At 67.0% G+C, this 22,280-nt stretch carries 24 protein-coding genes; 16 read left to right on the forward strand and 8 right to left on the reverse strand.

What is annotated here, in order from left to right; genetic code table 11:
* The first annotated feature begins 44 nt into the window (after positions 1-44).
* Genes ribD through tolA form a run of 10 tightly spaced genes read left to right on the forward strand, consistent with a single transcriptional unit; the run spans position 45 to position 7,816 of the window.
* Entirely contained in the window at positions 45-1,175 is a 1,131-nt protein-coding gene (gene ribD / locus ACSFBL_RS16100; RefSeq protein ID WP_435516780.1) for a bifunctional diaminohydroxyphosphoribosylaminopyrimidine deaminase/5-amino-6-(5-phosphoribosylamino)uracil reductase RibD, read from the forward strand.
* Positions 1,176-1,218: 43 nt separating this feature from the next.
* On the forward strand, positions 1,219-1,872 hold the full coding sequence (locus tag ACSFBL_RS16105; RefSeq protein ID WP_435516781.1) for a riboflavin synthase: 654 nt from the start codon (positions 1,219-1,221) through the stop codon (positions 1,870-1,872).
* On the forward strand, positions 1,869-3,029 hold the full coding sequence (gene ribBA / locus ACSFBL_RS16110; RefSeq protein ID WP_435516782.1) for a bifunctional 3,4-dihydroxy-2-butanone-4-phosphate synthase/GTP cyclohydrolase II: 1,161 nt from the start codon (positions 1,869-1,871) through the stop codon (positions 3,027-3,029). Before ACSFBL_RS16105 ends, ribBA begins: the two co-directional genes overlap by 4 nt.
* Positions 3,029-3,493 carry a 6,7-dimethyl-8-ribityllumazine synthase gene (ribH, locus tag ACSFBL_RS16115; protein WP_435516783.1) on the forward strand — a complete coding sequence of 155 codons (465 nt, stop codon included), beginning with the start codon at positions 3,029-3,031 and terminating at the stop codon, positions 3,491-3,493. Before ribBA ends, ribH begins: the two co-directional genes overlap by 1 nt.
* Positions 3,490-4,023 (forward strand): transcription antitermination factor NusB, encoded by a 534-nt coding sequence (nusB, locus tag ACSFBL_RS16120; protein WP_435516784.1) that lies wholly within the window; start codon positions 3,490-3,492, stop codon positions 4,021-4,023. The genes ribH and nusB overlap by 4 nt, the downstream gene beginning before the upstream one ends.
* Positions 4,020-5,219 carry a pyridoxal phosphate-dependent aminotransferase gene (locus ACSFBL_RS16125; RefSeq protein WP_435516785.1) on the forward strand — a complete coding sequence of 400 codons (1,200 nt, stop codon included), beginning with the start codon at positions 4,020-4,022 and terminating at the stop codon, positions 5,217-5,219. Before nusB ends, ACSFBL_RS16125 begins: the two co-directional genes overlap by 4 nt.
* Positions 5,216-5,683 carry a tol-pal system-associated acyl-CoA thioesterase gene (ybgC, locus tag ACSFBL_RS16130; RefSeq protein ID WP_435516786.1) on the forward strand — a complete coding sequence of 156 codons (468 nt, stop codon included), beginning with the start codon at positions 5,216-5,218 and terminating at the stop codon, positions 5,681-5,683. Before ACSFBL_RS16125 ends, ybgC begins: the two co-directional genes overlap by 4 nt.
* Positions 5,680-6,393, forward strand: coding sequence for a protein TolQ (gene tolQ / locus ACSFBL_RS16135; RefSeq protein ID WP_435516787.1), 714 nt, complete (start codon positions 5,680-5,682; stop codon positions 6,391-6,393). Before ybgC ends, tolQ begins: the two co-directional genes overlap by 4 nt.
* Positions 6,394-6,409: 16 nt before the next feature.
* Entirely contained in the window at positions 6,410-6,847 is a 438-nt protein-coding gene (locus tag ACSFBL_RS16140; RefSeq protein WP_435516788.1) for an ExbD/TolR family protein, read from the forward strand.
* A 3-nt stretch (positions 6,848-6,850) separates the two neighbouring features.
* Positions 6,851-7,816 (forward strand): cell envelope integrity protein TolA, encoded by a 966-nt coding sequence (gene tolA / locus ACSFBL_RS16145; protein WP_435516789.1) that lies wholly within the window; start codon positions 6,851-6,853, stop codon positions 7,814-7,816.
* Positions 7,817-7,835: 19 nt separating this feature from the next.
* Here tolA and ACSFBL_RS16150 read toward each other — a convergent pair whose 3' ends face one another.
* Positions 7,836-8,369 carry a phosphatase PAP2 family protein gene (locus ACSFBL_RS16150; RefSeq protein WP_435516790.1) on the reverse strand — a complete coding sequence of 178 codons (534 nt, stop codon included), beginning with the start codon at positions 8,367-8,369 and terminating at the stop codon, positions 7,836-7,838.
* Between the two features lie 14 nt (positions 8,370-8,383).
* Positions 8,384-11,884 (reverse strand): DNA polymerase III subunit alpha, encoded by a 3,501-nt coding sequence (gene dnaE / locus ACSFBL_RS16155; protein WP_435516791.1) that lies wholly within the window; start codon positions 11,882-11,884, stop codon positions 8,384-8,386.
* Between the two features lie 62 nt (positions 11,885-11,946).
* Here dnaE and ACSFBL_RS16160 point away from each other — a divergent pair, with 62 nt between their 5' ends.
* Positions 11,947-12,732, forward strand: a complete 786-nt coding sequence (locus ACSFBL_RS16160) for a sulfurtransferase (protein WP_435516792.1) — start codon at positions 11,947-11,949, stop codon at positions 12,730-12,732.
* An 84-nt stretch (positions 12,733-12,816) separates the two neighbouring features.
* Here the strand turns inward: ACSFBL_RS16160 and ACSFBL_RS16165 are convergent, their stop codons facing one another.
* The 4 genes from ACSFBL_RS16165 to ACSFBL_RS16180 all read right to left on the reverse strand — a co-directional run bounded on the left by ACSFBL_RS16165 (position 12,817) and on the right by ACSFBL_RS16180 (position 15,733).
* Positions 12,817-13,731, reverse strand: coding sequence for a pirin family protein (locus ACSFBL_RS16165; protein WP_435516793.1), 915 nt, complete (start codon positions 13,729-13,731; stop codon positions 12,817-12,819).
* Between the two features lie 141 nt (positions 13,732-13,872).
* Complete coding sequence (locus tag ACSFBL_RS16170; RefSeq protein ID WP_435516794.1) at positions 13,873-14,415, reverse strand: flavodoxin family protein; 543 nt, start codon at positions 14,413-14,415, stop codon at positions 13,873-13,875.
* A 140-nt stretch (positions 14,416-14,555) separates the two neighbouring features.
* Positions 14,556-14,993, reverse strand: coding sequence for a DoxX family protein (locus ACSFBL_RS16175; RefSeq protein WP_435516795.1), 438 nt, complete (start codon positions 14,991-14,993; stop codon positions 14,556-14,558).
* A gap of 38 nt (positions 14,994-15,031) precedes the next feature.
* Positions 15,032-15,733, reverse strand: coding sequence for a pirin family protein (locus ACSFBL_RS16180; RefSeq protein ID WP_435516796.1), 702 nt, complete (start codon positions 15,731-15,733; stop codon positions 15,032-15,034).
* Between the two features lie 145 nt (positions 15,734-15,878).
* On the opposite strand from ACSFBL_RS16180, the gene ACSFBL_RS16185 reads away from it, so the two are divergent.
* The 4 genes from ACSFBL_RS16185 (at position 15,879) to trmB (ending at position 19,724) form a co-directional block, all read left to right on the forward strand.
* Entirely contained in the window at positions 15,879-16,832 is a 954-nt protein-coding gene (locus ACSFBL_RS16185) for a LysR family transcriptional regulator (RefSeq protein WP_435516797.1), read from the forward strand.
* 142 nt (positions 16,833-16,974) lie between these two features.
* Positions 16,975-18,045 carry an NAD(P)/FAD-dependent oxidoreductase gene (locus ACSFBL_RS16190; protein WP_435516798.1) on the forward strand — a complete coding sequence of 357 codons (1,071 nt, stop codon included), beginning with the start codon at positions 16,975-16,977 and terminating at the stop codon, positions 18,043-18,045.
* Between the two features lie 15 nt (positions 18,046-18,060).
* Positions 18,061-18,975 (forward strand): tRNA glutamyl-Q(34) synthetase GluQRS, encoded by a 915-nt coding sequence (gene gluQRS / locus ACSFBL_RS16195; RefSeq protein WP_435516799.1) that lies wholly within the window; start codon positions 18,061-18,063, stop codon positions 18,973-18,975.
* Positions 18,975-19,724: a tRNA (guanosine(46)-N7)-methyltransferase TrmB gene (trmB, locus tag ACSFBL_RS16200; protein ID WP_435516800.1), complete on the forward strand. Its 750-nt coding sequence runs from the start codon at positions 18,975-18,977 to the stop codon at positions 19,722-19,724. The genes gluQRS and trmB overlap by 1 nt, the downstream gene beginning before the upstream one ends.
* Positions 19,725-19,734: 10 nt before the next feature.
* Here trmB and ACSFBL_RS16205 read toward each other — a convergent pair whose 3' ends face one another.
* Both ACSFBL_RS16205 and ACSFBL_RS16210 read right to left on the reverse strand, forming a co-directional pair.
* Complete coding sequence (locus tag ACSFBL_RS16205; RefSeq protein ID WP_435516801.1) at positions 19,735-20,400, reverse strand: hypothetical protein; 666 nt, start codon at positions 20,398-20,400, stop codon at positions 19,735-19,737.
* A 12-nt stretch (positions 20,401-20,412) separates the two neighbouring features.
* Complete coding sequence (locus ACSFBL_RS16210) at positions 20,413-20,892, reverse strand: hypothetical protein (protein ID WP_435516802.1); 480 nt, start codon at positions 20,890-20,892, stop codon at positions 20,413-20,415.
* Positions 20,893-21,083: 191 nt separating this feature from the next.
* Here ACSFBL_RS16210 and ACSFBL_RS16215 point away from each other — a divergent pair, with 191 nt between their 5' ends.
* The gene (locus tag ACSFBL_RS16215) at positions 21,084-22,277 is read left to right on the forward strand and encodes an ABC transporter substrate-binding protein (protein WP_435516954.1); all 1,194 of its coding nucleotides are present in this window, start codon (positions 21,084-21,086) and stop codon (positions 22,275-22,277) included.
* The last annotated feature ends 3 nt before the right edge of the window (positions 22,278-22,280 follow it).

Raw genomic sequence — 22,280 nt, forward strand, 5'->3', positions numbered from 1 at the left:
GCCGTTCGGCCTGCCGATGACTACCGCTCGTATGATTCGGCCCCATGCCCCCTCTCATCGCGGATGCGCAACGGATCGCCGTCGCACAACAACTGGCAGACGATGCGCGCCTACTCACCGATCCCAATCCTCGCGTGGGCTGTGTGCTGGTCGACGCCGTGGGCGAGGTCCTGGGAACCGGCCACACGCAGCGCGCAGGCGGTCCCCATGCGGAGGTCATGGCGCTTCGCGATGCCGCGGCGCGCGGTCGTTCGGTCGAGGGCGCAACGGCGTATGTGACGCTTGAACCCTGCTCCCACCACGGCCGCACCGGCCCTTGCTGCGATGCGCTGATCGCGGCCGGCATTCGCCGCGTCGTCGCGTCGGTCGCCGATCCGAATCCGCTCGTCGGCGGCCGGGGCTTCGAGCGGCTTCGAGCCGCGGGTGTCGAGGTCGAGGTCGGGCCCGGCGCTGCCGAATCGCGCGAGCTCAACATCGGCTTCTTCAGCCGCATGGTGCGCAAGATGCCCTGGGTGCGTCTCAAGGTGGCGGCTTCGCTCGACGGCAAGACGGCCCTGAACAACGGCACGAGCCAATGGATCACATCGAAGGCCGCGCGCGCCGACGGCCACGCGTGGCGGGCGCGGGCGAGCGCGGTGCTGACCGGCGTCGGCACCCTGATCGAGGACGACCCGCGCCTCGACGTGCGTCTGGTCGAGACGCCGCGCCAGCCCCACCTGGTCGTGGTCGACAGCCGATTGCAAACGCCGCCCGAGGCGAAGATCTTTGACATCCCCGGTCGCCAGGTCTGGATCTACGCGGCCGGCCGCGACGAGGCCAAGGCCCGCGCGCTCGAGGCCAGGGGCGCCACCATCACGGCCATGGCCAATGCCGATGGCAAGGTCGACCTGGGCGCGATGCTGCGCGACCTCGCGGCGCGCGAGGTCAACGAACTGCATGTCGAAGCGGGGCACAAGCTCAACGGTTCGCTCCTGCGCGAAGGCTGGGTCGACGAGCTTCTGGTCTACCTCGCCCCCAAGTTCCTCGGCGAGGGCATGGACATGGCCAGCCAGCCCTTTGCCGGCGGCCCGCTGGCCGCGCTTTCCGGCGCCCTGCTGCTGGATTTCCGCGCCGTTGACCGCTTCGGTCCCGACCTCCGGATCCTGGCCCGGGTGGCCGGTCGCGACGCTTTCTAGCCCGCCGCGTGGGCAGCGCCCGCTTCTCTGCGAAAATGCGGCGATGTTCACCGGAATCATCACCGGCGTGGGGCGCATCGCCGCCGTCCACGACCTCGGCAGCTCTTCATCCCACGGCAAGCGGCTCAGCATCGCGGTGCCTGACGGCTATCTCGACGACGTGGGTCTCGGTGACAGCATCGCGCTCAACGGCGCGTGCATGACCGTCACCACGCTCGACCCCGCGCAAAAGCTCTTCACCATCGACATCTCGGCCGAATCGCTCGACAAGACCGCCGGCCTGTCGGAGGAAGCGACGCGCGTCAACCTCGAAAAGGCCCTGCGCGCCAGCGACCGACTGGGCGGGCACATCGTGTCCGGCCACGTCGACGGCATCGGCAGCGTCAGCAAGTTCGAACCCGTCGGCGAAAGCTGGGAGCTGCGCGTGCTGGCGCCGCAAGCCCTCGCGCGCTTCCTGGCCTACAAGGGCTCGATCACCGTCAACGGGGTCAGCCTTACGGTCAACAGCGTGACGGATGGCCCGGACGGCAGCGAGGTCAGCATCAACCTGATTCCCCACACCGTCGAGAACACCGCGCTCGGCAGCCTGAAGCCCGATAGCCGCGTAAACCTCGAGATCGACACCGTCGCCCGTTACGTGGAGCGCATGCTCCAGGCCGGCGCCATTCCCTTGCCACAGAAAGACAGCTCCCCATGAACGCATCCGTCACACCGATCGGCGCCTCGCGCAGCGGCCGTGCACCGGCGCCGATTTCCCCGGTCGAAGAAATCGTGTCCGAACTGCGCGCCGGGCGCATGGTGATCCTGGTCGACGAGGAGGATCGCGAGAACGAGGGCGACATCGTCCTCGCCGCCGACCACGTCACGCCCGAGGCCATCAACTTCATGGCCCGCCACGCCCGCGGCCTGATCTGCCTCACGCTGTCGCGCGAAATGTGCGAACGGCTGCAGTTACCCCCGATGGTGGCGCGCAACGGCGCCAAGCATTCGACCGCGTTCACCGTATCGATCGAGGCCGCCGAAGGCGTGACGACCGGCATTTCGGCAGCCGACCGCTCGCGCACGGTCCAGGCCGCGGTCGCACCCGATGCGGTCGCGGCGGACCTGGTCCAGCCCGGCCACATCTTCCCGCTGCAGGCGGTCGACGGCGGCGTGCTGATGCGCGCCGGCCACACCGAAGCCGGTTGCGACCTGGCCGCGATGGCGGGCTGCTCGCCCGCCGCCGTGATCTGCGAGGTCATGAACGAGGACGGCACGATGGCGCGGTTGCCCGACCTGCAGCTCTTCGCGGCCGAACACGGCATCAAGATCGGCACCATCGCCGCGCTGATCGAGCACCGCAGCCGCACCGAATCCCTCATCGAGAAGGTCGGCTGCCGCGAGATCCATACCGCCTGGGGCCCATTCACCGCGCACGCCTTCAAGGACAAGCCGAGCAACGGCGTGCACCTGGCGCTGGTCCGGGGCAAGTGGAACGTGGCCGACACGGTCGACGTGCGCGTGCACGAGCCGCTGTCGGTGCTCGACGCGCTCGAACTCAATCGCTCCCTGCACTCGTGGAGCCTCGACGCCAGCCTGGCGCACCTCGCGGCCGAGGGCAAGGGCGTTGCCGTGCTACTGAACTGCGGCGAAACCGGCGCCGAGCTGCTGTCGCAATTCGACGGCACCGCCCGCCCCGCACAAGCGCCCGAGCGCGGCCGCATGGACCTGCGCAGCTACGGCATCGGCGCGCAGATCCTGCGCGAATGCGGCGTGCACAAGATGAACCTGCTGGGGGCGCCGCGCCGCATGCCAAGCATGGCGGCGGGCTACGGCCTCGAGATCGCCGGCTACATCACGAAAGACGAGAACTGATGCAACACGCAAACAAGGGCGCCGACGTCGAACTCAACGGCAAGGGCCTGCGCATCGGCATCGTGCAGGCGCGCTTCAACGAGGAAATCACCGACGCGCTGGCCAAGGCCTGCCGCGCCGAACTTGCGGCGCTGGGCGTCGCCGATGCCGACATCGACCACCTCAGCGTGCCCGGCGCGCTCGAAGTGCCGGTCGCGTTGCAGGCGTTGGCCGAACGAAATCGCTACCAGGCGTTGATCGCGCTCGGCTGCATCATCCGCGGCGAGACGTATCACTTCGAGCTGGTGGCCAACGAATCGGGCGCGAGCGTCAGCCGCCTGGCGCTGGATTACCGCATCCCGATCGCCAACGCGATCCTCACCACCGAGAACCTCGAACAGGCCATCGCCCGACAGACCGACAAGGGCCGCGATGCCGCACGTGTCGCGGTCGAAATGGCGCAACTGCTCGCCACCCTTTCATGACCGAAAACACCAAGGCATCCAGCGGCAAGCCGCGCCAGTCCCGCACCGGGCTTACCAGCACAGGCGTGCGTAAGGCATCGGCCAAGTCCAACCGCAGCCGCGCGCGCGAATTTGCCGTGCAGGCGCTCTACCAGCATCTGGTGGGCCGCAACGACGCCGCGTCGATCGACGAGTTCACGCGCGCCCTGGCCGGGTTCCACAAGGCCGACGCGGCGCACTACGACGCCTTGCTGCACGGCTCGATCGAATCGGCCGACCAACTCGACGCCCTGATCGTCCCCCTGCTCGACCGCAAGCTCGAGGAGATTTCCCCGATCGAGCATGCGGTGATGTGGATCGGCGTGTACGAATTCCAGAACTGCCTGGACGTGCCATGGCGCGTGGTGCTGAACGAGTGCATCGAGCTTGCCAAGGAATTCGGCGGCACCGACGGCCACAAGTATGTGAATGCGGTGCTCAACGGGCTCGCGCCGCAGTTGCGCCCGGCGGAAGTCGAGGCCGATCGCGCCAGCGGAAAGGCGAAGCCATGAGGATTTCGAAGCGCGCGGAGCGCATCGAACCCTTCTACGTGATGGAAGTGGCCAAGGCCGCCTCGAAGCTCGCACGCGAAGTTGCGCACACCGAACGGCCGATGATCTTCCTGAACATCGGCGAACCCGACTTCACCGCGCCGCCTCTCGTGCAAGAGGCCGCGATGCGCGCCATCCGCGCGGGCGCCACGCAGTACACGCAGGCCACAGGCCTCGACCATCTGCGCGAGCGCATCAGCGGCTGGTACGCCCAGCGCTTCGGCGTCGACGTGCCGGCACGCCGCATCGTCATCACGGCGGGCGCCTCCGCGGCGCTGCAGCTGGCCTGCCTCGCATTGATCGATGCCGGCGACGAGATGCTGCTGCCCGACCCGAGCTATGCGTGCAATCGGCATTTCGTGACGGCCGCCGACGGCCGCGCCGTGTTGGTGCCGACTACCGCCGCCGAGCGCTTCCAGCTCAGCGCCGCCAAGGTCGAAGCCGCCTGGACCGAGCGCACGCGCGGCGTGCTGCTGGCGTCGCCATCGAATCCGACCGGCACCTCGATCGCGCCCGACGAGCTGCGGCGCATCCACGAGGTCGTGTCGCGGCGCGGCGGCATCACGCTGATCGACGAGATCTACCTCGGCCTGTCCTACGACGATGCCTTCGGCCAGACCGCACTCGCGATCGACGACCAGGTGATCAGCATCAACAGCTTCAGCAAGTACTTCAACATGACCGGCTGGCGACTCGGCTGGCTGGTGGTACCCGACGCGCTGGTGCCCGCGGTCGAGCGGCTGGCGCAGAACCTCTTCATCTGCGCGAGCACCGTGTCGCAGCACGCTGCCCTCGCCTGCTTCGAGCCCGACAGCATCACCGAATACGAACGCCGCCGTGCGGAATTCAAGGCGCGGCGCGACTGGTTCATTCCGCAGCTCGATGCACTCGGCCTGCAGGTGCCGGTGATGCCCGACGGCGCCTTCTACGCCTGGGCCGATTGCAGCAGCTTCGCCGAAAGACTCGGCATCTCCGGCAGCTGGGATTTCGCCTTCGAGGCGATGAAGCAGGCGCACGTCGCCGTCACGCCGGGGCGTGACTTCGGCTCGGCAGAAACGGGGCGCTTCATCCGCTTTTCGACGGCCAGCTCGATGGCTCACCTCGAAGAGTCGGTCGCCCGGCTGCGCGCGTGGGCCGAAGCGCCCGTTCCTGCATGAGCTTCGCGCTGCCCATTCGCGTCTACTGGGAAGACACCGATGCAGGCGGCATCGTGTTCTACGCCAACTACCTCAAGTTCATGGAGCGCGCACGCACCGAGTGGCTGCGTTCGCTCGGCATCGCGCAAGGCAGGTTGCGCGAGGAAACGGGCGGCATCTTCGTGGTCAGCGAGACGCAGCTCAAGTACCACCGGCCCGCGCGGCTCGACGATGAACTGCTCGTTACAGCCGAGCTTCGCCAGATCGGCTCCGCGTCATTGATAATCGCGCAGCGCGTGCTATCAAAATCAGAGCAATTGACCGAGGAAGGCATCGCGTCCACTGACGGCAGCCTGCTGTGCGAAGGCACCATCCGCATCGGCTGGGTCATGGCCGAGACGCTGCGGCCTGCGCGCATCCCTGCCCAAGTTTCGGGAACCCTCGAGCGCTACGCCGGCTCCATGTCTCAACCTCTCAAGCCATGAATCAAGAACTCTCGATCATTTCCCTGCTGCTGCACGCCAGCCTTCCGGTGCAACTCGTGGTGCTGCTGCTCATCGTCGTCTCCGTCGCGAGTTGGGCGGCCATTTTCCGCAAGTACTTCTCCCTCAAGCGCACCCGCTCGCTCAACGACGATTTCGAGCGTGACTTCTGGTCGGGCACCAGCCTGAACGAGCTCTTTTCATCCGCCGCGCAGAACGCGAAGTTCGCCGGCCCCATGGAACGCATCTTCGCCTCCGGCATGCGCGAATACCAGAAGCTGCGCGAACGCCATGTGTCCGACACCGGCACCCTGCTCGACGGCGCACGCCGCGCGATGCGGGCGAGCTTCCAGCGCGAACTCGACGCGGTCGAACAGAACCTCTCCTTCCTCGCGACGGTCGGTTCGGTGTCGCCCTATGTCGGCCTCTTCGGCACGGTTTGGGGGATCATGCATGCCTTCACCGGCCTTGCCGCACTCGCGCAGGTCACGCTGTCGACCGTCGCGCCCGGCATCGCCGAAGCCCTGGTCGCCACGGCGATCGGCCTTTTCGCCGCGATCCCGGCCGTGGTCGCCTACAACCGCTTTGCCCGCGAGATCGACAAGATCGCGATCGCGCTCGAGACCTTCATCGAGGAGTTCTCGAACATCCTGCAGCGCAACCTGACCGCCCACGTGAACCCGGCGGCCGTCACCGCGGCCACGGGCCGCTGAAGCGGAGCACCTCGCCATGCCAGCCATGTCCTCCCGCGGCCGCGGCCGCCGAACGATCAACGAGATCAACATGGTCCCGTTCATCGACGTGATGCTGGTGCTGCTGATCATCTTCATGGTCACGGCGCCGCTGATCACGCCGAGCGTGATCAACCTGCCGACGGTGGACCGCGCCAACAAGCAGCCCGACAAGCCGATCGAGATCGTCATCAAGAGCGATGACGAAGTGCAGATCAAGAAGGACCCGTCGACCGGCAGCGGCGGCAGTTCCATCCCGATGACGCAGATCGGCTCGGCCGCCAAGAACGCCCAGGGTGGCGATGCGGATCGCCCGGTGGTGATCAGCGCCGACAAGTCGGTCAAGTACGAGACGGTCGTCAAGGCGATGAACCAGCTCAAGCGCAGCGGCATCGAGCGCGTCGGTCTCTCGGTGCAAACCACGGGCGCGAAGTAAGGCATGTCGCTCGCCGCAGACCGCCCCGAATTCGCGCCGCCGCCGCAGCGCGGCACGCCGCGCGCCGTGCTACTGGCACTGATCGCGCATGCGCTGCTTATCGCCGCGCTGACCTGGGGCGTGAGCTGGCGGCGCGAGGCCGAGAACGAAGCGGTCGAGGCCGAGTTGTGGTCGTCGACCGTCCAGCAGGCCGCGCCCCGCGCCGTCGCGCCGGTGCCCACGCCGCCGTCCCCGGCGCCCACTCCGGCCCCGCCGCCCCCGCCTCCTCCGCCGCCGCCACCCCAGGCGGTGAGGCCGCCCGATCCGACGCCGGCGCCCAAGGCGCCCGACATCGCACTCGAACGCGAAAAGAAGCTCAAGGAGCAGAAGGAGCGCGAGCGCGAACTGGAGCAGCAGGCGCAGCAGCAGAAGAAGCTCGACGCGGCGAAAAAGGCGGCGCAGGAAAAGAAGGAAGCCGAAGCCAAACAGCGCGCCGAGGACGAAGCCGATCGCAAGAAGGCTGAGCAGCAGAAGCAGGCGGAACTGAAGAAGCGGCAGGAGGCCGAAGCCAAGCAGGCCGACGCAGCGAAGAAGAAGGAAGCGGAAGCCAAGCAGGCGGCTGCCGATCGTGCCGCGACACTGAAGCGGATGCAGGCGTTGGCGGGGACCGGCAACGAGAACTCGACAGGCACCGCCGCGCGCACCTCGGGACCTTCCGGCGGCTACGGAGCGCGGATCGCTGCGGCCGTTCGACCCAATATCGTGTATCCGGACGCGGATCTCGTGAGCGGCAATCCGACGGCCGAGTTCGACGTCAGCCTTGCACCCGACGGCACCATCGTCGGCGTGAAGTTGCGCAAGTCCAGCGGCGTGGCTGCCTGGGACGATGCGGCCGAGCGCGGACTTCGGCGCACGGAGAAGGTGCCCAGGGACATCGATGGGCGGATCTTCCCGGCCTTGACTGTGGCGCTCCAGCCCAAGGCTCGCTGAGGCGGAGCCCTCGGTTTCTTCAGGAGGCCGGGCGCTTCCAGACCCTGTCGACCAAGCCGTAGGCCGCAACGGCCGCCAGGCCGCCGATGGCCGCGCCCACGCTGATGTCCAACGGATAGTGCACACCGACCACTACCCGTGAAAGGCTCACAAGGCCGGCCAGCACGACCAGGAACCAGCCGACGACCCTGTAGTCCGCAACGAGCAGAAAAGAAACCGCGAGCGCCGCGTAAGCCGTCGCATGGCTGCTCGGAAATGATGGCCCGCCGCTGTGACCCAGGTGCACATAGCCAAGGCCCGTCTCGAAAGGCCTCGGACGATCCCAGACCTGCCCGATGGCCTCGCAGACGAGGCTGCCCAACGCAATGGCCACCAAGGCGGCAAGCACCGGCCTGAGCAACGGCCGCCAGCGATGCAGCGCGAGCCCCGACATCACCAGCACCAGCAACCAGTGCGCATGCACCGCCAGGAAGTGCCCGCCGCCGAGAAGCCAGCCCGGCGCATCCGCGTCGGCATTCAGCAGCAGGAACAGTTCGCGGTCGCCCGGAATCATGCTGAGCGATCCGCCTACTCGTAGACGATCGCCGCCTTTCCTGCATCGGCCTGCGCCATCCAGCTTGCGAGGGCCGCATCGGTCGGAAAGAACTTGGCGCGTTCGCCCAACTGCAGTTCGACCTGCGCGCCATTGCGGGCCATCGACAGGCGCACGCCCAACCCTTGCAGCAGTTCGCCATGCTCGCTCTGCTCGGTGCGGGGCGGAAAGTCCTTCACCATGCGGGCGATGTCCGGCGCCTTGCCGTTGACCGCCACGCGGAGGAACTTGCCGAAGCGGCAGCGTGCAGTCGCCAGGTCCCACACCTGCTGAACCTGGAACCGCGCTTCGAAGCCGCCACGCGCGGGTTGGAGCCGGCCGCTGACGATCACCAGTTCATCGTCCTTCAGCACGTTGCGGTTGGCGTTGAAGAGCGCCTCGTCGGCGGTCGCATCGATGGCGCCCGACTTGTCGTCGAGCTTGAAGATCGCGAGCCGCCCGCGCTGGCCGTTGATCACGCGGAAGTCGCTCACGATGCCCGCGATCACCTGCTGTTCGCGCGAATCCATCAGGTCGTCGATTTCGCGCTTGCAGAAGCGCCGGACTTCGTGCGCGACTTCGTCGAAGAGGTGCCCCGACAGGTAGAAGCCGACCGCGGTCTTCTCGTAGGTCAGCCGTTCCTTCACGCCCCAGGGCGTGGCATCGACCAGGTCGGGCTCCGCCGTGGCCGAGCCGTGCTCGAAGTCGCCGAAGATGTCGACCTGCGCGGCATTGGCCTCTGTCGCGACGGCGAATTCATAGGCGCGGTCGACCGATGCGATCAGCGACGCACGGTTCTGCTGCAATGAATCGAAGGCACCGGCCTTGATCAGCGCCTCGACGGTGCGCTTGTTGATGCGCTGCCGGTCCACGCGCACGCAGAAGTCGAACAGGCTCTTGAAGGGGCCGCCCTCCTCGCGCGCCCGCACGACGGCCTCGACCGCGAGTTGCCCCGTGCCCTTGACCGCACCGAGTCCGTAGCGGATGACCTTGTCGTTGACCGGCTCGAAGCGGTAGTTGCCGCGGTTCACGTCCGGCGGCTCGAAGGTCATGCCGAAGTTCTTCTGCGCATCCTCGAACAGCACCTTGAGCTTGTCGGTGTCGTCCATTTCCACGGTCATGTTCGCGCAGAAGAACTCGGCCGTGTAGTGGACCTTGAGCCAGCCGGTGTGATACGCCAGAAGCGAGTACGCGGCCGCGTGCGACTTGTTGAAGCCGTAGCCCGCGAACTTCTCCATCAGGTCGAAGATCTCGTCGGCCTTCTTCTGGTCGATGTCGTTCTTGGCTGCACCCTTGCGAAAGATTTCGCGGTGCTCGGCCATTTCCTCGGCCTTCTTCTTGCCCATCGCGCGGCGCAGCAGGTCGGCGCCGCCGAGCGAATAGCCGCCCAGGATCTGCGCGGTCTGCATCACCTGCTCCTGGTAGACCATGATCCCGTAGGTCTCGGAGAGCATCTCGGCCACCAGCGGATGCGGGTACTCCACAGGCTCGCGCCCGTGCTTGCGGGCGACGAAGCTGGGGATCAGGTCCATCGGGCCGGGCCGGTACAACGCGTTCAGCGCGATCAGGTCTTCCAGCCGCGTGGGCCGGGCGTCCTTCAGCATCCCTTGCATGCCGCGCGATTCGAACTGGAACACGGCCTCGGTCTTGCCTTCGGCGAAGAGCTTGTAGGTCGGCACGTCGTCGAGGCGGATGTTCTCGTAGGCGAAGTCCTCCTGCCCCTTGTGCCGCTTGACGATGAACTCCCTCGCGATCTCGAGGATGGTGAGCGTCGCCAGGCCCAGGAAGTCGAACTTCACGAGGCCAACGGCTTCGACGTCGTCCTTGTCGTACTGGCTCACGGCCGAATCGCTGCCCGGCTGCTGGTAGAGCGGGCAGAAGTCGGTGAGCTTGCCCGGCGCGATCAGCACGCCGCCCGCGTGCATGCCGATGTTGCGGGTCATGCCTTCGAGCTTCTGCGCGAGCTCGACCAGCATGCGGACTTCTTCTTCCTTCTCGATGCGCTCCGCGAGCTGCGGCTCCATCTCGATGGCGTAGTTGTTCTTGTCGTTGTCGGACTTGGGCGACGGCGGGTACTGGATCGTCACCGGCTGGCCCGGCTTGTTCGGGATGAGCTTGCTGATGCCGTCGCAGAACATGTAGCTCATGTCGAGCACCCGGCCCACGTCACGGATGGCGGCGCGCGCGGCCATGGTTCCGAAGGTGGCGATCTGGCTCACGGCGTCGCGGCCGTACTTGTCCTTGACGTAGTCGATGACGCGGTCGCGGTTGCCCTGGCAGAAGTCGATGTCGAAGTCGGGCATCGAGACGCGCTCGGGGTTGAGGAAGCGTTCGAACAGCAGCTTGTATTCGAGCGGGTCGAGGTCGGTGATCTTGAGCGCATAGGCCACCAGCGAGCCCGCGCCCGAGCCCCGGCCCGGGCCCACCGGGCAGCCGTTCTTCTTGGCCCAGTTGATGAAGTCGCCGACGATCAGGAAGTAGCCCGGGAACCCCATCTTCAGGATGGTGTTGATCTCGAACTCCAGGCGCTCGACGTAGCGCGGACGCTCGGTATCGCGTCTTGTCGCGTCGGGGTAGAGGTGCGCGAGGCGTTCTTCCAGGCCTTCGAACGACGCGACGCGGAAGTACTCCTCGATGGGCATGCCGTTGGGCGTCGGGAAGTTCGGCAACTGCGGCTTGCCGAGCACCAGCGTGAGATTGCAGCGCTTGGCGATCTCGACCGTGTTGGCGATGGCGCTCGGCACATCGGCGAAGAGCTTCGACATCTCGGCGGATGACTTGAAGTACTGCTCGCGGGTGAACTTGCGCACGCGGCGCGGGTTGCCCAGGATCTCGCCTTCGGAGATGCAGACGCGCGCTTCGTGCGCCTCGTAGTCGTCGGCGGTGGCGAACTGGACGGGGTGCGTGGCGACGACCGGGAGCTTGAGGCGTGCGGCGAGTTGCACGGCAGCGACCACGTGCGGCTCGTCTTCGGGGCGGCCAGCGCGTTGCAGCTCGATGTAGAAGCGGTGCGGGAAGATACCGGCCAGTTGGAGGGCGATCTGCGCCGCACGCTCGGCCTGGCCTTGCAGCAGCGGCGCGCCCAGCGGGCCGGCCTGCGCGCCCGACAGCGCGATCAGGCCGCCTTGCAGTTCCTGCAGCCAGGCGAGCTTGCAGGCTGCCTGCGCCTGCCCGCGGCCGACGTTCTGCGTCCAGGCGCGCGCCAGCAGTTCGGACAGATGGAGGTAGCCCTCCTTGTTCTGCACGAGGAGGACGATGCGGGTCAGCTGGCCCGGCTCGGTGCCGAACCCTTCGACGAACACTTCGGCGCCCAGCACGGGCTTGACGCCCTTGCCGCGCGCTTCCTTGTAGAACTTGACGGCGCCGAAGAGGTTGTTGAGGTCGGTGATCGCGAGTGAGGGCTGGCCATCCTTGGCAGCGGCCTTGACGACTTCATCGATGCGGTTGGTGCCGTCGACGACGGAAAACTCGGTGTGCAGGCGCAGGTGAACGAACATCCGTCGATTGTAGGAAGGCGGACCTCCACGATGTGATGTGACTCTCCCTACAATCCCGCCCCGTGCAAGAGATTTTGAATATCGCGGCCTACAAGTTCGTCCCGATTGACGACGCCGCCGAACTGCGTGGAGCGCTTCGCGCGTCGACCCACGCGCTGGCGCTGAAAGGGACGATTCTTCTCGCGCCGGAAGGCATCAACCTGTTCCTGGCGGGCAAGGTGGATTCAGTGCGTGCTTTCCTGGCCTCGCTCCGAGCGGACGCCCGCTTCGGCGATCTTGAAGCCAAGGAAAGCTGGTCGGCCGCGCAGCCGTTTCGGCGGATGCTGGTCAAGCTCAAGCGCGAGATCATCCGCATGGATCACCCGGCGATCCAGCCGGCCGCGGGGCGCGCGCCGGGGGTGGACGCGCCGACGCTCAAGCGCTGGCTCGACCAGGGGCACGACGATGCGGGCAAGCCGGTGGCGCTGCTCGATACGCGCAATGCCTTCGAGGTGGACTACGGGACTTTCGAGGGCGCCATCGACTGGCGCATCCACAAGTTCACCGAGTTTCCGAAGGCGCTGCAGAAGCACCGTGACGAACTCGCGGGGAAGACGGTCGTGAGTTTCTGCACCGGCGGCATTCGGTGCGAGAAGGCGGCGATTCTGATGCGGGAAGTCGGGGTGTCCGACGTGCTTCAGCTCGAAGGGGGCATCCTCAAGTATTTCGAGGAGGTCGGGGGCTCGCATTACCAGGGCGAGTGCTTTGTCTTCGATGGGCGGGAATCGTTGTCGCCGGATTTGAAGGCGCGAGCGAGCGGGGTGAGTGCTCGCGCGGCTGAAGATCCGGACATTGGGATCAAACGCTGAACGTGCCGCTGCTTGAGCGCGCCCGATAGGCGGTGCGGGGTGTGCAGCGATTGCGTGCGCTGCCTGACGTCGCCAACCCCGGCGTCAGACAGGCGTAGTGCCCGTATCGGGCGGCGTCTGCACCTGGAAGGGATGACCCGGTAGCGGGATGAATTCGGTTTCGCCGGGGACATGGCCCATGCGCTGCGCGGACCAGTCGGCACCGGCTTGCAGGATGCGCTCGCGGCGGCTCGATACGAAGTTCCAGGTGATGAAGCGCGGGCCATCGAGCGGGTCGCCGCCGATGACGACCAGGCGGACGGGGCCTTGCGAGGTCAGCACGCCGCCTTCGCCATTAGCGAGCGCCGCCATCGTGTGTTGCGCGACGACTTCGCCGTCCAGCGACACATCACCGTCGATGGGATAGATGGCGAGTTCCTGTGCAAGCGGCGGAAGCTCGAAGCTTGCGCCAGCCGGCAAGGCCACGTCGAGGTAGATGGTCTTCGACAAGGTCGCCACGGGTGAACGCGCACCGAAAGCCTCGCCCACCAGCACGCGAACTTGCACGCCCTGCACTTCGAGCGACGGGATGTCGGCCGCGGCAGTGTGCGCAAAGCTCGGCTCGACCTCCTCGTGCACCTGTGGCAAGGCGACCCACAGCTGCAGGCCGTGGTTCACGTAGATCGCATCGCGCAGTTGCTCGGGCTTGCGCTCCGAATGCACGATGCCACGCCCGGCCGTCATCCAGTTGACCGCGCCGGGGCGGATTTCCTGCACGCTGCCGAGGCTGTCGCGGTGCATCATCGCGCCCTCGAAAAGATAGGTCACGGTCGAGAGGCCGATGTGCGGATGAGGCCGCACGTCGTGCTCGGACCCGGGCTGCTCGGTCGCCGGACCGAAATGGTCAAAGAAGACGAAGGGCCCCACCGAACGCCGCTTCGCCGCCGGCAGAAGCCGGCGAACCTTGAAGCCCCCTCCAAGATCCTTGTCGTGCGGTTCAAGCAGCAGTGGTGCGGTCATCGTGGTCTCCGGTAAAAAAAGTTGCGTCAGCTCTACGATCGCACATCCCAGAAATCCCACGGAACCGGCTCCGCCGGTCCGTCGGGATTGCCCCCGGCAGGGGGTAGGCGGCCACACGAAGTGGGCAAGCCTGGGGGCGAGCTATTTGACTATTTGGGCCACCCGTTCGCCGAAGGCCCGGGCGGTGTCGAGGTCGCCGCGCGCCATCTCGGCCGGGCTCGCATCGGTGGGCGACGTGGTCAGCAAACCGTTGTAGCCGCCGACGTAGTTGATCGAATCCCGCTTCGCGGCCTTGTCGTTGCTCGGCATGATGCCCATGCTGACCCACAGGCCGCTGTGCTGCATCGCGAGGTGCCAGAGGTACGTCAGCGTCGCGTCCTTGTCGCCGTTCATGGCGGCGCTGTTGCTGAAGCCGGCGAAGAACTTGTCCCTCCAGCCCTGGACATACCAGACCTTGGAGGAAGCGTCCGCAAATTTCTTGAACTGCCAGCTCGGGCCGCCCATGTAGGTGGGCGCGCCCATGATGATCGCGTCCGCCGCGGCGAGCATCTCCCAGCCTTGTGGCGGCAGATTGCCGTCGGCATCGATCGGCAGAAGATGGGCGCCCGCGCCTTCGGCCACCGCCTGCGCGACGCGCTGCGTGTGGCCATAGCCCGAGTGAAAGACAACAACGATGTCGGCCATCGAGATTTCCTGGTCAATAAAGCACCCCGCATCGTACGGCGTGCAAAGCCGAGAAACACCACGGACCGGCTTGCCGGTCCGCAGGTGTTGCCCCCTTTCAAAGGGGGTGGGCGGCCACACGAAGTGGGCAAGCCTGGGGGTTACTTTTTATCAATGCTGAAGCGCCCGGCGCCGAGCGCGGCGATCGCCAGCAGGCCACCGGCAATCGCAATGTTCTTGAAGAACATCAGCTGGTTCACATACGCCTTGTCGGCCGGCATGGCCCAGTAGTTGTGGAAGAACACGGCCGTCGCGACGGTGAACACCGCGAGGATGATCGACACGATGCGCGTCTTGTAGCCGACGAGCAGCAACAGGCCGAGACCGAGTTCGACAATGATCGCGATGATCGCGCCAAGCGCCGGCATCGGGAGGCCGACGGAGCCGATGTAGCCGACGACGCCGGCAAAGCCGGTGAGCTTGCCGAAGCCGGCGGGCACGAAGAGCAAGGCGACGAGTACGCGACCAATCAGTGCCAGCGTGTCTTGCGCAGCGCCTGCGGATGCCGGAGCGGCGTAGTTTGCGGTGGTAGTGGACATGGGGATTTACTCCTGGGTTGAAAAAAAGTTGCGCGCTTTCAGGCCGCGAGGTCGAACACCAGCACTTCGGCGTTCTTGCCGGCGCCGAGCGTCAGTTGCGATTCGCCTTCGAGCAAGGCGGCGTCGCCGGTAGCGAGCTTCGTGCCGTTGGCTTCGAGCTCACCGCGCACCAGGTGCACGTAGCTCTTGCGCTTCGGGTCGAGGGTCAGCTTGACTTGTTCCTCGCCGTCGACAAGGCCAGCGAACAGGCGCGCGTCGGCATGCACCAGCACCGAACCGTCCGCGCCGTCCGGGGACGCGACCAGCCGCAGCTTTCCGCGCTTCTCGGCTTCGGCAAACGTCTTCTGCTCGTAGCTCGGCGGGATGCCGCGCACGTTCGGCTCGATCCAGATTTGCAGGAAGTGCGTGGTCTCGTCGGCCTTGTGGTTGAACTCGCTGTGCATCACGCCTCGACCGGCGCTCATGCGCTGGACGTCGCCCGGCGGAATGGATTCGACATTGCCCATGCTGTCCTTGTGAGCGAGTTCACCGGACAGCACGTAGCTGATGATTTCCATGTCCTTGTGGCCGTGCGTGCCGAAGCCGGCACCCGCGGCCACGCGGTCTTCATTGATCACGCGCAGGTTGCCGAAACCCATGTGGGCCGGGTCGTAGTACCCCGCAAAGGAAAAGCTGTGGAAGGAGCGCAGCCAGCCGTGATCGGCATAACCGCGTTCCTGGGATTTACGGACTTGCAACATCGTCGAACTCCTGCCCTCGTCTCGAGGGCCTTCGAAATGCCGCGCCCTGTGCGCAGCGGATGTCTGTGACTTTAGGCCGGCACCCCTGCGCGAAAAGCGCTGCGGTTTGATGGCATCATTCAATTTATTTGAACGATCGGCCCGCATGCCTACTGCCCGCGACGTCCTGACCCCCGATGCGCTGTCGATGCTGCAGACGGTGGCGAGCACCGGCTCCTTTGCTGCGGCGGCTCGTTCGCTGAATGTGGTGCCCAGCGCACTGAGCTACCGGGTGCGCCTGATCGAGGACGCGCTCGACGTGCTGCTGTTCGACCGCAGCGGCCGGCAGGCCAAGGCGACGGAAGCCGGCGAGGAACTGCTACGCGAAGCGGCCCGCCTGCTGGGCGAGATCGATTCGGTCGCCAACCGGGTCAAGCGTGTGGCGACCGGCTGGGAGCCGATGCTGACGATAGCGGTCGACAGCGTCATCGCGCGCGATCCGCTGCTCGACCTCGCCAACGCCTTCTATGCGCTCGAGCCGCCGACGCGACTCAAGCTGCGCGACGAGACGCTGCTGGGCACGATCGAGGCGCTGGCCAGCGGCGAAGCCGATCTCGCGGTCGGGTCGGTGCTCGATGCGGCCAGCCTGGCTTTCACGGCCACGGGCATCCGGAGCCGCCCGCTCGGCGTTCTGACCTTCGTCTACGCGGTGGCGCCGCACCACCCGCTGGCCCGGATCGCCGAGCCGCTCAGCGACGACGTGCTGCGCCAGCACCGTGCGGTCGCCGCGGCGGACTCCTCGCGCGCAGGACCGAGCATGACCGTCAATCTGGTCGGCGGGCAGGACGTGCTGACCGTGCCCACCATGCAAGCCAAGCTGGCCGCGCAACTCCATGGACTCGGCGGCGGATTCCTGCCGGAGCCGATGGCGCGCCCGTATATCGAAGCCGGCCATCTGGTCGAGCGGCGCACCGAACGCGTTCCGCCTGTTGCGACCATGCATTGCGCCTGGCGAGTTCCCACTGCCGGCAAGCCGGGACGCGGAATGCAGTGGTGGCTTGAACAATTCGAGCACGAGGGGACACGTCGCGCCCTCCTCGAACGCCACCGCGGCCGATAACTGTGCCCCCCGGCTTGCCACTTCGTGTGCTTCGCCACCCCCCGAGGGGGAGGCTCGGCCGCCTTGGGGCGGCCCGGCGGCGGCCGATGGGGTCTTCAACCCGGTTAGAGTGCTTCGACTGCCAAACCAACATGAGACTGCCATGACCATCCGACCCGTCGCCGACCGTCACCGATCCAACGCATCGCGCCACTTCGCCGTCATCGGTGCGGGCATCGCCGGCGTGGCGTGCGCACGCACGCTGCTACAGGCGGGGCACCGCGTCACCGTGTTCGAGCGCGAAGCCAGTGCCGGTGGGCGCATGGCCAGCGAGTCCACGCCCTTCGGCCGCTTCGACAGCGGCGCGCAGTACTTCACCGTGCGCGATCCGCGCTTCGCGCTCGCGCTCGAAACGGCATCCCAGGTCTGCAAGCCCTGGAGCGCCAACCTCGTCCGCGTGCTCGACCCCCACGGCCGGGTCGCCGAGGCCGCCCTGCCCGCGCTCGAGCGGCACTGGGTCGCGCAGCCGGGCATGGATGCGCTGGTCGCGCACTGGGCCGAGCCCCTGGGCGACTCGCTCGTGACGCAGACGCAAGTGACCCACATCGAACCCGATTCGCTCGACAGCAAGCGGTGGCAACTGCGCACCGCCGGGGTCGAGGATTCGAGCCATGTCTACTCCGGCTTCGACGCGGTCCTGCTGGCCGTGCCGCCCGCGCGCACGCGCGCCCTGCTGGACAACGGCAAGCTCTCCCAGGACATCAGCGCAAAGATCGAAGCCGTGCGCATCGCACCGTGCTGGACGCTGATGATCGCCTTCCCGCAAGCCAACCAGCCGACGATGTCGCACCTGGGGCCCCAATGGAATGCGGCGCGCAGCACGCATCACCGCGTGGCGTGGCTCGCGCGCGAATCGTCCAAGCCCGGCCGCGACCGCATCGAGCGCTGGACCCTGCAGGCCAGCGCGGCATGGTCGCAGGAACACCTGCGCGACGACGCGCCGCGCGTCGAAGCCAAGCTGCTCCGCGCCTTCTCGGAGATCACCGGCATTCGCGCCGAGCCGTCGCACGCGCAGGCCCGTTGCTGGCCGGAGGCGCAGACGCAGGTGCCGGTCGGCAAGCCGCACCTGTGGGACGCCAAGGCGCGCATCGGCGTCGCGGGCGACTGGTGCACGGGTCACCGCGTCGAGGATGCCTTCCTCTCGGGCCTGACCCTGGCACTCAAGGTGGTCTGATTCCGCCTCGCGGTGATGATCCGGATCGGCCGCTTCGCGCCCTCACCCACGGGACCGTTGCACGCGGGGTCGCTCGTCGCGGCGCTCGCAAGCTGGCTGGATGTGCGAGCCCGAGGCCCGCAAGCCCGCTGGCTCGTGCGAATCGAGGATGCCGACACGGAGCGCTGCCTGCCCGGCATGGGCGACGAAATCCTCCGGCAACTGGCTGCCTGCGGCATGACGCCCGACGAGGCGCCTGTCTGGCAGACCAGTCGCACCGCGCTTTACGAACGGGCTCTTGACCAACTCAGGGCCTCGCAACTGGCCTACCCCTGCGGCTGCTCGCGCAAGGACATCGACGAGGCGCTCGCGCGCAGCGGCATCGTGCACGCCCGTCATGGCGAACGCGTGTATCCGGGCACTTGTCGCGATGGCCTGCACGGCAAGCCGGCGCGGGCCTGGCGCTTCGCCACCGCCCGGTTCCAATCGCCGCGGGGATCTAGCGTGCTTCACTGGACGGACCGACGCCTCGGCAGCTCGTCTCAGGACGTGACGCGCGAGGTCGGCGATTTCGTGCTGAAGCGGGCCGATGGTCCGTGGGCCTATCAACTCGCGGTCGTGGTCGATGACGCCGATCAAGGCGTGACCGACGTCGTGCGCGGCGAGGACCTGGCCGACAACACGGCGCGGCAGATCCTGCTCCAGCAGGCGCTCGGCGTGCCGACGCCCAGTTACCTTCACACGCCGCTCGTACTCGGCGCGGATGGCGACAAGCTGTCCAAGCAGAACGGCGCAACGCCCCTGAACACTTCGACGCCGGAAGATTCACTGGCGGCCCTGAACGCTTCGGCACGGGTGTTGGGGCTGACTGCAACGGATGCCCCATCGGCAGGCGAAGCGCTTGCAGGCTGGGTGCCGCAATGGCGCGATCTCTACAATCCCGGGCCTTGATGACCAGCCCCACCACCGACCTCCCCCGCGACCCGCCGGACGACAGTCCGGCCGGCGACAAACCGACCGGCGAGGCGCACCCGCTGCACCGCCGCCTGAAGAGCTTCGTGAAGCGCGGCGGCCGCACGACCGACGGGCAGGCACGCGCGTACGAACAGTTCGGACCGAAATTCCTGCTGCCCTATGCCGCCGCGCCGCTCGACTTCGAAGCGACCTTCGGCCGCAATGCGCCGACCATCCTCGAAATCGGATTCGGCATGGGCGAAGCCACGGCGCACATCGCCGCGCTCATGCCGGAGAAGAACTTCCTGTGCTGCGAAGTGCACGAGCCCGGCGTCGGCGCCCTGCTCAAGCGCATCGGCGAGCAGAACCTCCAGAACATCCGCATCTGCGCCCATGACGCGGTCGACGTGCTCGACCACATGCTGCCGCCGGCCACGCTGGCCGGTGTCCACGTGTTCTTTCCGGACCCGTGGCACAAGACGCGGCACAACAAGCGACGGCTGATCCAGTCGCCCTTCGTCCGCAAGCTGGCGGGACGGCTGGCGCCGGGCGGCTACCTGCATTGCGCCACCGACTGGCAGCCCTACGCCGAGCAGATGCTCGAAGTTCTTTCGCTGGAACCGCTGCTGCGCAACACGGCCGAAGCCTACGCGCCGAAGCCGTCTTATCGCCCGCTCACCAAGTTCGAGAATCGCGGGCTCAAGCTGGGCCACGGCGTGTGGGACGTGGTGTTCGAACGCCGCTGATCGGCAAAGCTCAGTTCGCCAGGATCGGATTGCGTTTTTCTTCTTCGATCCGCTGCTGCCTGCGCACCGCTTCGCACTGCGGGTGTGGCTTGAAAGCAGGCTTGAGGCATTGCGCGGCCATGCACCGCGCCGCGGCGAAGAAGTTCAAGCCGGCGCAGGCGGCGCCCGGATCGACCGCTTCGGCCTGCGGCCGGTTCGGGATGCGTGCCGGTGCCACAGGCTTGGCAACTTCGTCCCGCGTCGGGTGCGGAGACAGCGAATAGGTTTGCGGCACAGCCGCCCCGGGCTCGGCCGGCGTCGGCTCCACCGTGGGCGCAGGCAACGCGATCGGCATGACGAGCGCGGGCGCTGGAGCCGCGGGCATGGCAGGGGGCGGAGCCTCCGGCTCGAGCTTGTACACCGCATCCGGACCCGCGAGCATCCACCCCGCGGCCGTCCCGACGACGAGCGCCACGACGAGCCCGCCGACACTCAACCACACGCTCTTTCTCGGCTCCGCGGCCGGCGCGAAAGCGCTCGTCGACTTGGGCTTGCGCGGTGGCTCCGGTGGCGGCGCGTACTCCGTCCGCGCGAATCCGGGCGCTGCAAGCGCCGTGGGCAAAGGGTTGACGCATTCGATGCAGAACTTGGCAATACCGCGGTTCTCGGTGTCGCAGATCGGGCATCTCACCTTCATGTCGCCTGGCGTTCAGTGCGTGACGATGGGAAGCTCTTTCGCCTCTGCGGGCGCAAGGCCTTGCGCTGCGAGCACGTTCTTCTGCGCCGCCATGACGAGCGCGGCGCGGTAGGCGGAGCGGCTCGCGATCTTGGTGTGGGTGATCAGCGCCTGCCAGTCGCGTTCGAGTTCATCAGGGGCCCGGTCGACCGGCTTGCTCATCAGCGCCTGGCTGACGTCGACCAGCGCGGCCGCGGAACTGAGGCAGATGTTGATGGCGGACTGCGCGGCGCTGGCCCGGAACCGCTGGTCCTCCGTGCGCACGGCTTCAAGGGGAACATTGGCGGTGGGGCCGTGGTACGGGGTGCCGTGCAGCTCGCTGTCGGCGTGCGCGAGGACCCTCTCGATGGTGGCCAGGGCGTTTTCCAGCAGTGCGATATCGATTGACGTTTGCTTCATTTCATCCAGCCGGATGGTTTCCGGTCCAGGCGGAATGTTGACAGCGGAGGGCACTTTCGCACTGTGCAAAATGCCACACTGGACATACAAAAGTTTACAAATTTAGTGATCTGAATTGCCGAGATCCACCCATCAAAACGTCAAAAGTTCCCGTATCGAAGCGCCTGCGTGACTTACTACCTTCTGTTGCGGCATCGAAGTTGCTACATTTTTCTGTCAAATACAACGAAAGGTATCCGATGAACCTGTCTCTGTCTCGCAGGACCTGGCTCGGCACGGCCAGTGCGCTGCTGGTCGGCGGAGGGTTGTATTCGGGCCGGACGAGCCATGCGCAGACCGCGCCGCGCGCCGCCGCACCTGGCGTCGGCGCCGGCGGGACCGGTGGCGTGCGCACGGTGGTCCTGGGCCAATCGGTGCCGCTGACGGGCGCCGCCAGCGAGATCGGCCTCGCGTTCGCCGCGGGTTGCCGCCTCTACGCGACCGCGTTCAATGAAAGCAGCGCGAGCAGCGGCATCCAGCTCAAGCTGGTGCAACTCGACGACGGCTACGACGCCGCGCGCGCCACCGCCAACGCCCGCACCCTCCTGACCGCCGACAAGGCGGACCTGCTCTTTGGCTTCGTCGGCACCGCCAGCAGCGAAGCCGGCGCGGCTGCGGCAGCACAACAGGGCACCGTCCTGTTCGCCCCCTTTGCCGCCGCGGACAACCTGCGCGCAGCGGGCCATCCGAATGTGTTCCACGTCCGACCCAGCATGGCCGACGAGGCCTTCAAGATCGTTCGGCAGTGCGCCACGGTCGGACAGACGCGCATCGCGCTGATCGGCGACGACGACGCCATGGGCCGTGCCGGCCTGGCGGCGGTGCAGCAGGCCGTGACCGAACTCAAGCTCCCCCCGCTGGTGACAAATGCGCTGGTGCCCACGACCGGGGGCAAGCTGGATGCAGCGCTCGCGGCGGTGCAGAAGGAGTCGCCGCAGGCCATCATCCTGGTGTCGCTTTCGACCACCACAGCCAATGTGATCCGGAAGCTGCGCAAGAGCGGCTATTCAGGCGCCTTCATGGCGTTCTCGATCGTGGGCATCGACCCGCTCTACACGGAGCTTGGCAAGGACATCGGCGGCATCGTGATCTCGCAGGTGGTGCCCTCGCCGCGCTCCTCGGCGATCCCGATCGTCAAGGAGTACCTCGCAGCCGTCGACAACTCGGACCAGGCGCCTTCCTACGAAGGACTCGAGGGCTTCATCGCCACCAAGGCGGCAGGCGAAGCCATCAAGCGCGCCGGCCGCGGCTTCACGCCCGCGGCGCTGCAGCGCGTGATGGCCGGCATGACGGACTACGACGTCGGCGGCTTCCGCATCAACCTCCGGCCAGGGCTGCGCGATCCGGGCCGGACCATCGACCTCATCAGCATCACCAAGGACGGCCGCGTCCTCCGCTGAAGC

The organism is Variovorax glacialis, assembly GCF_051216375.1.
Classification (GTDB): domain Bacteria; phylum Pseudomonadota; class Gammaproteobacteria; order Burkholderiales; family Burkholderiaceae_C; genus Variovorax.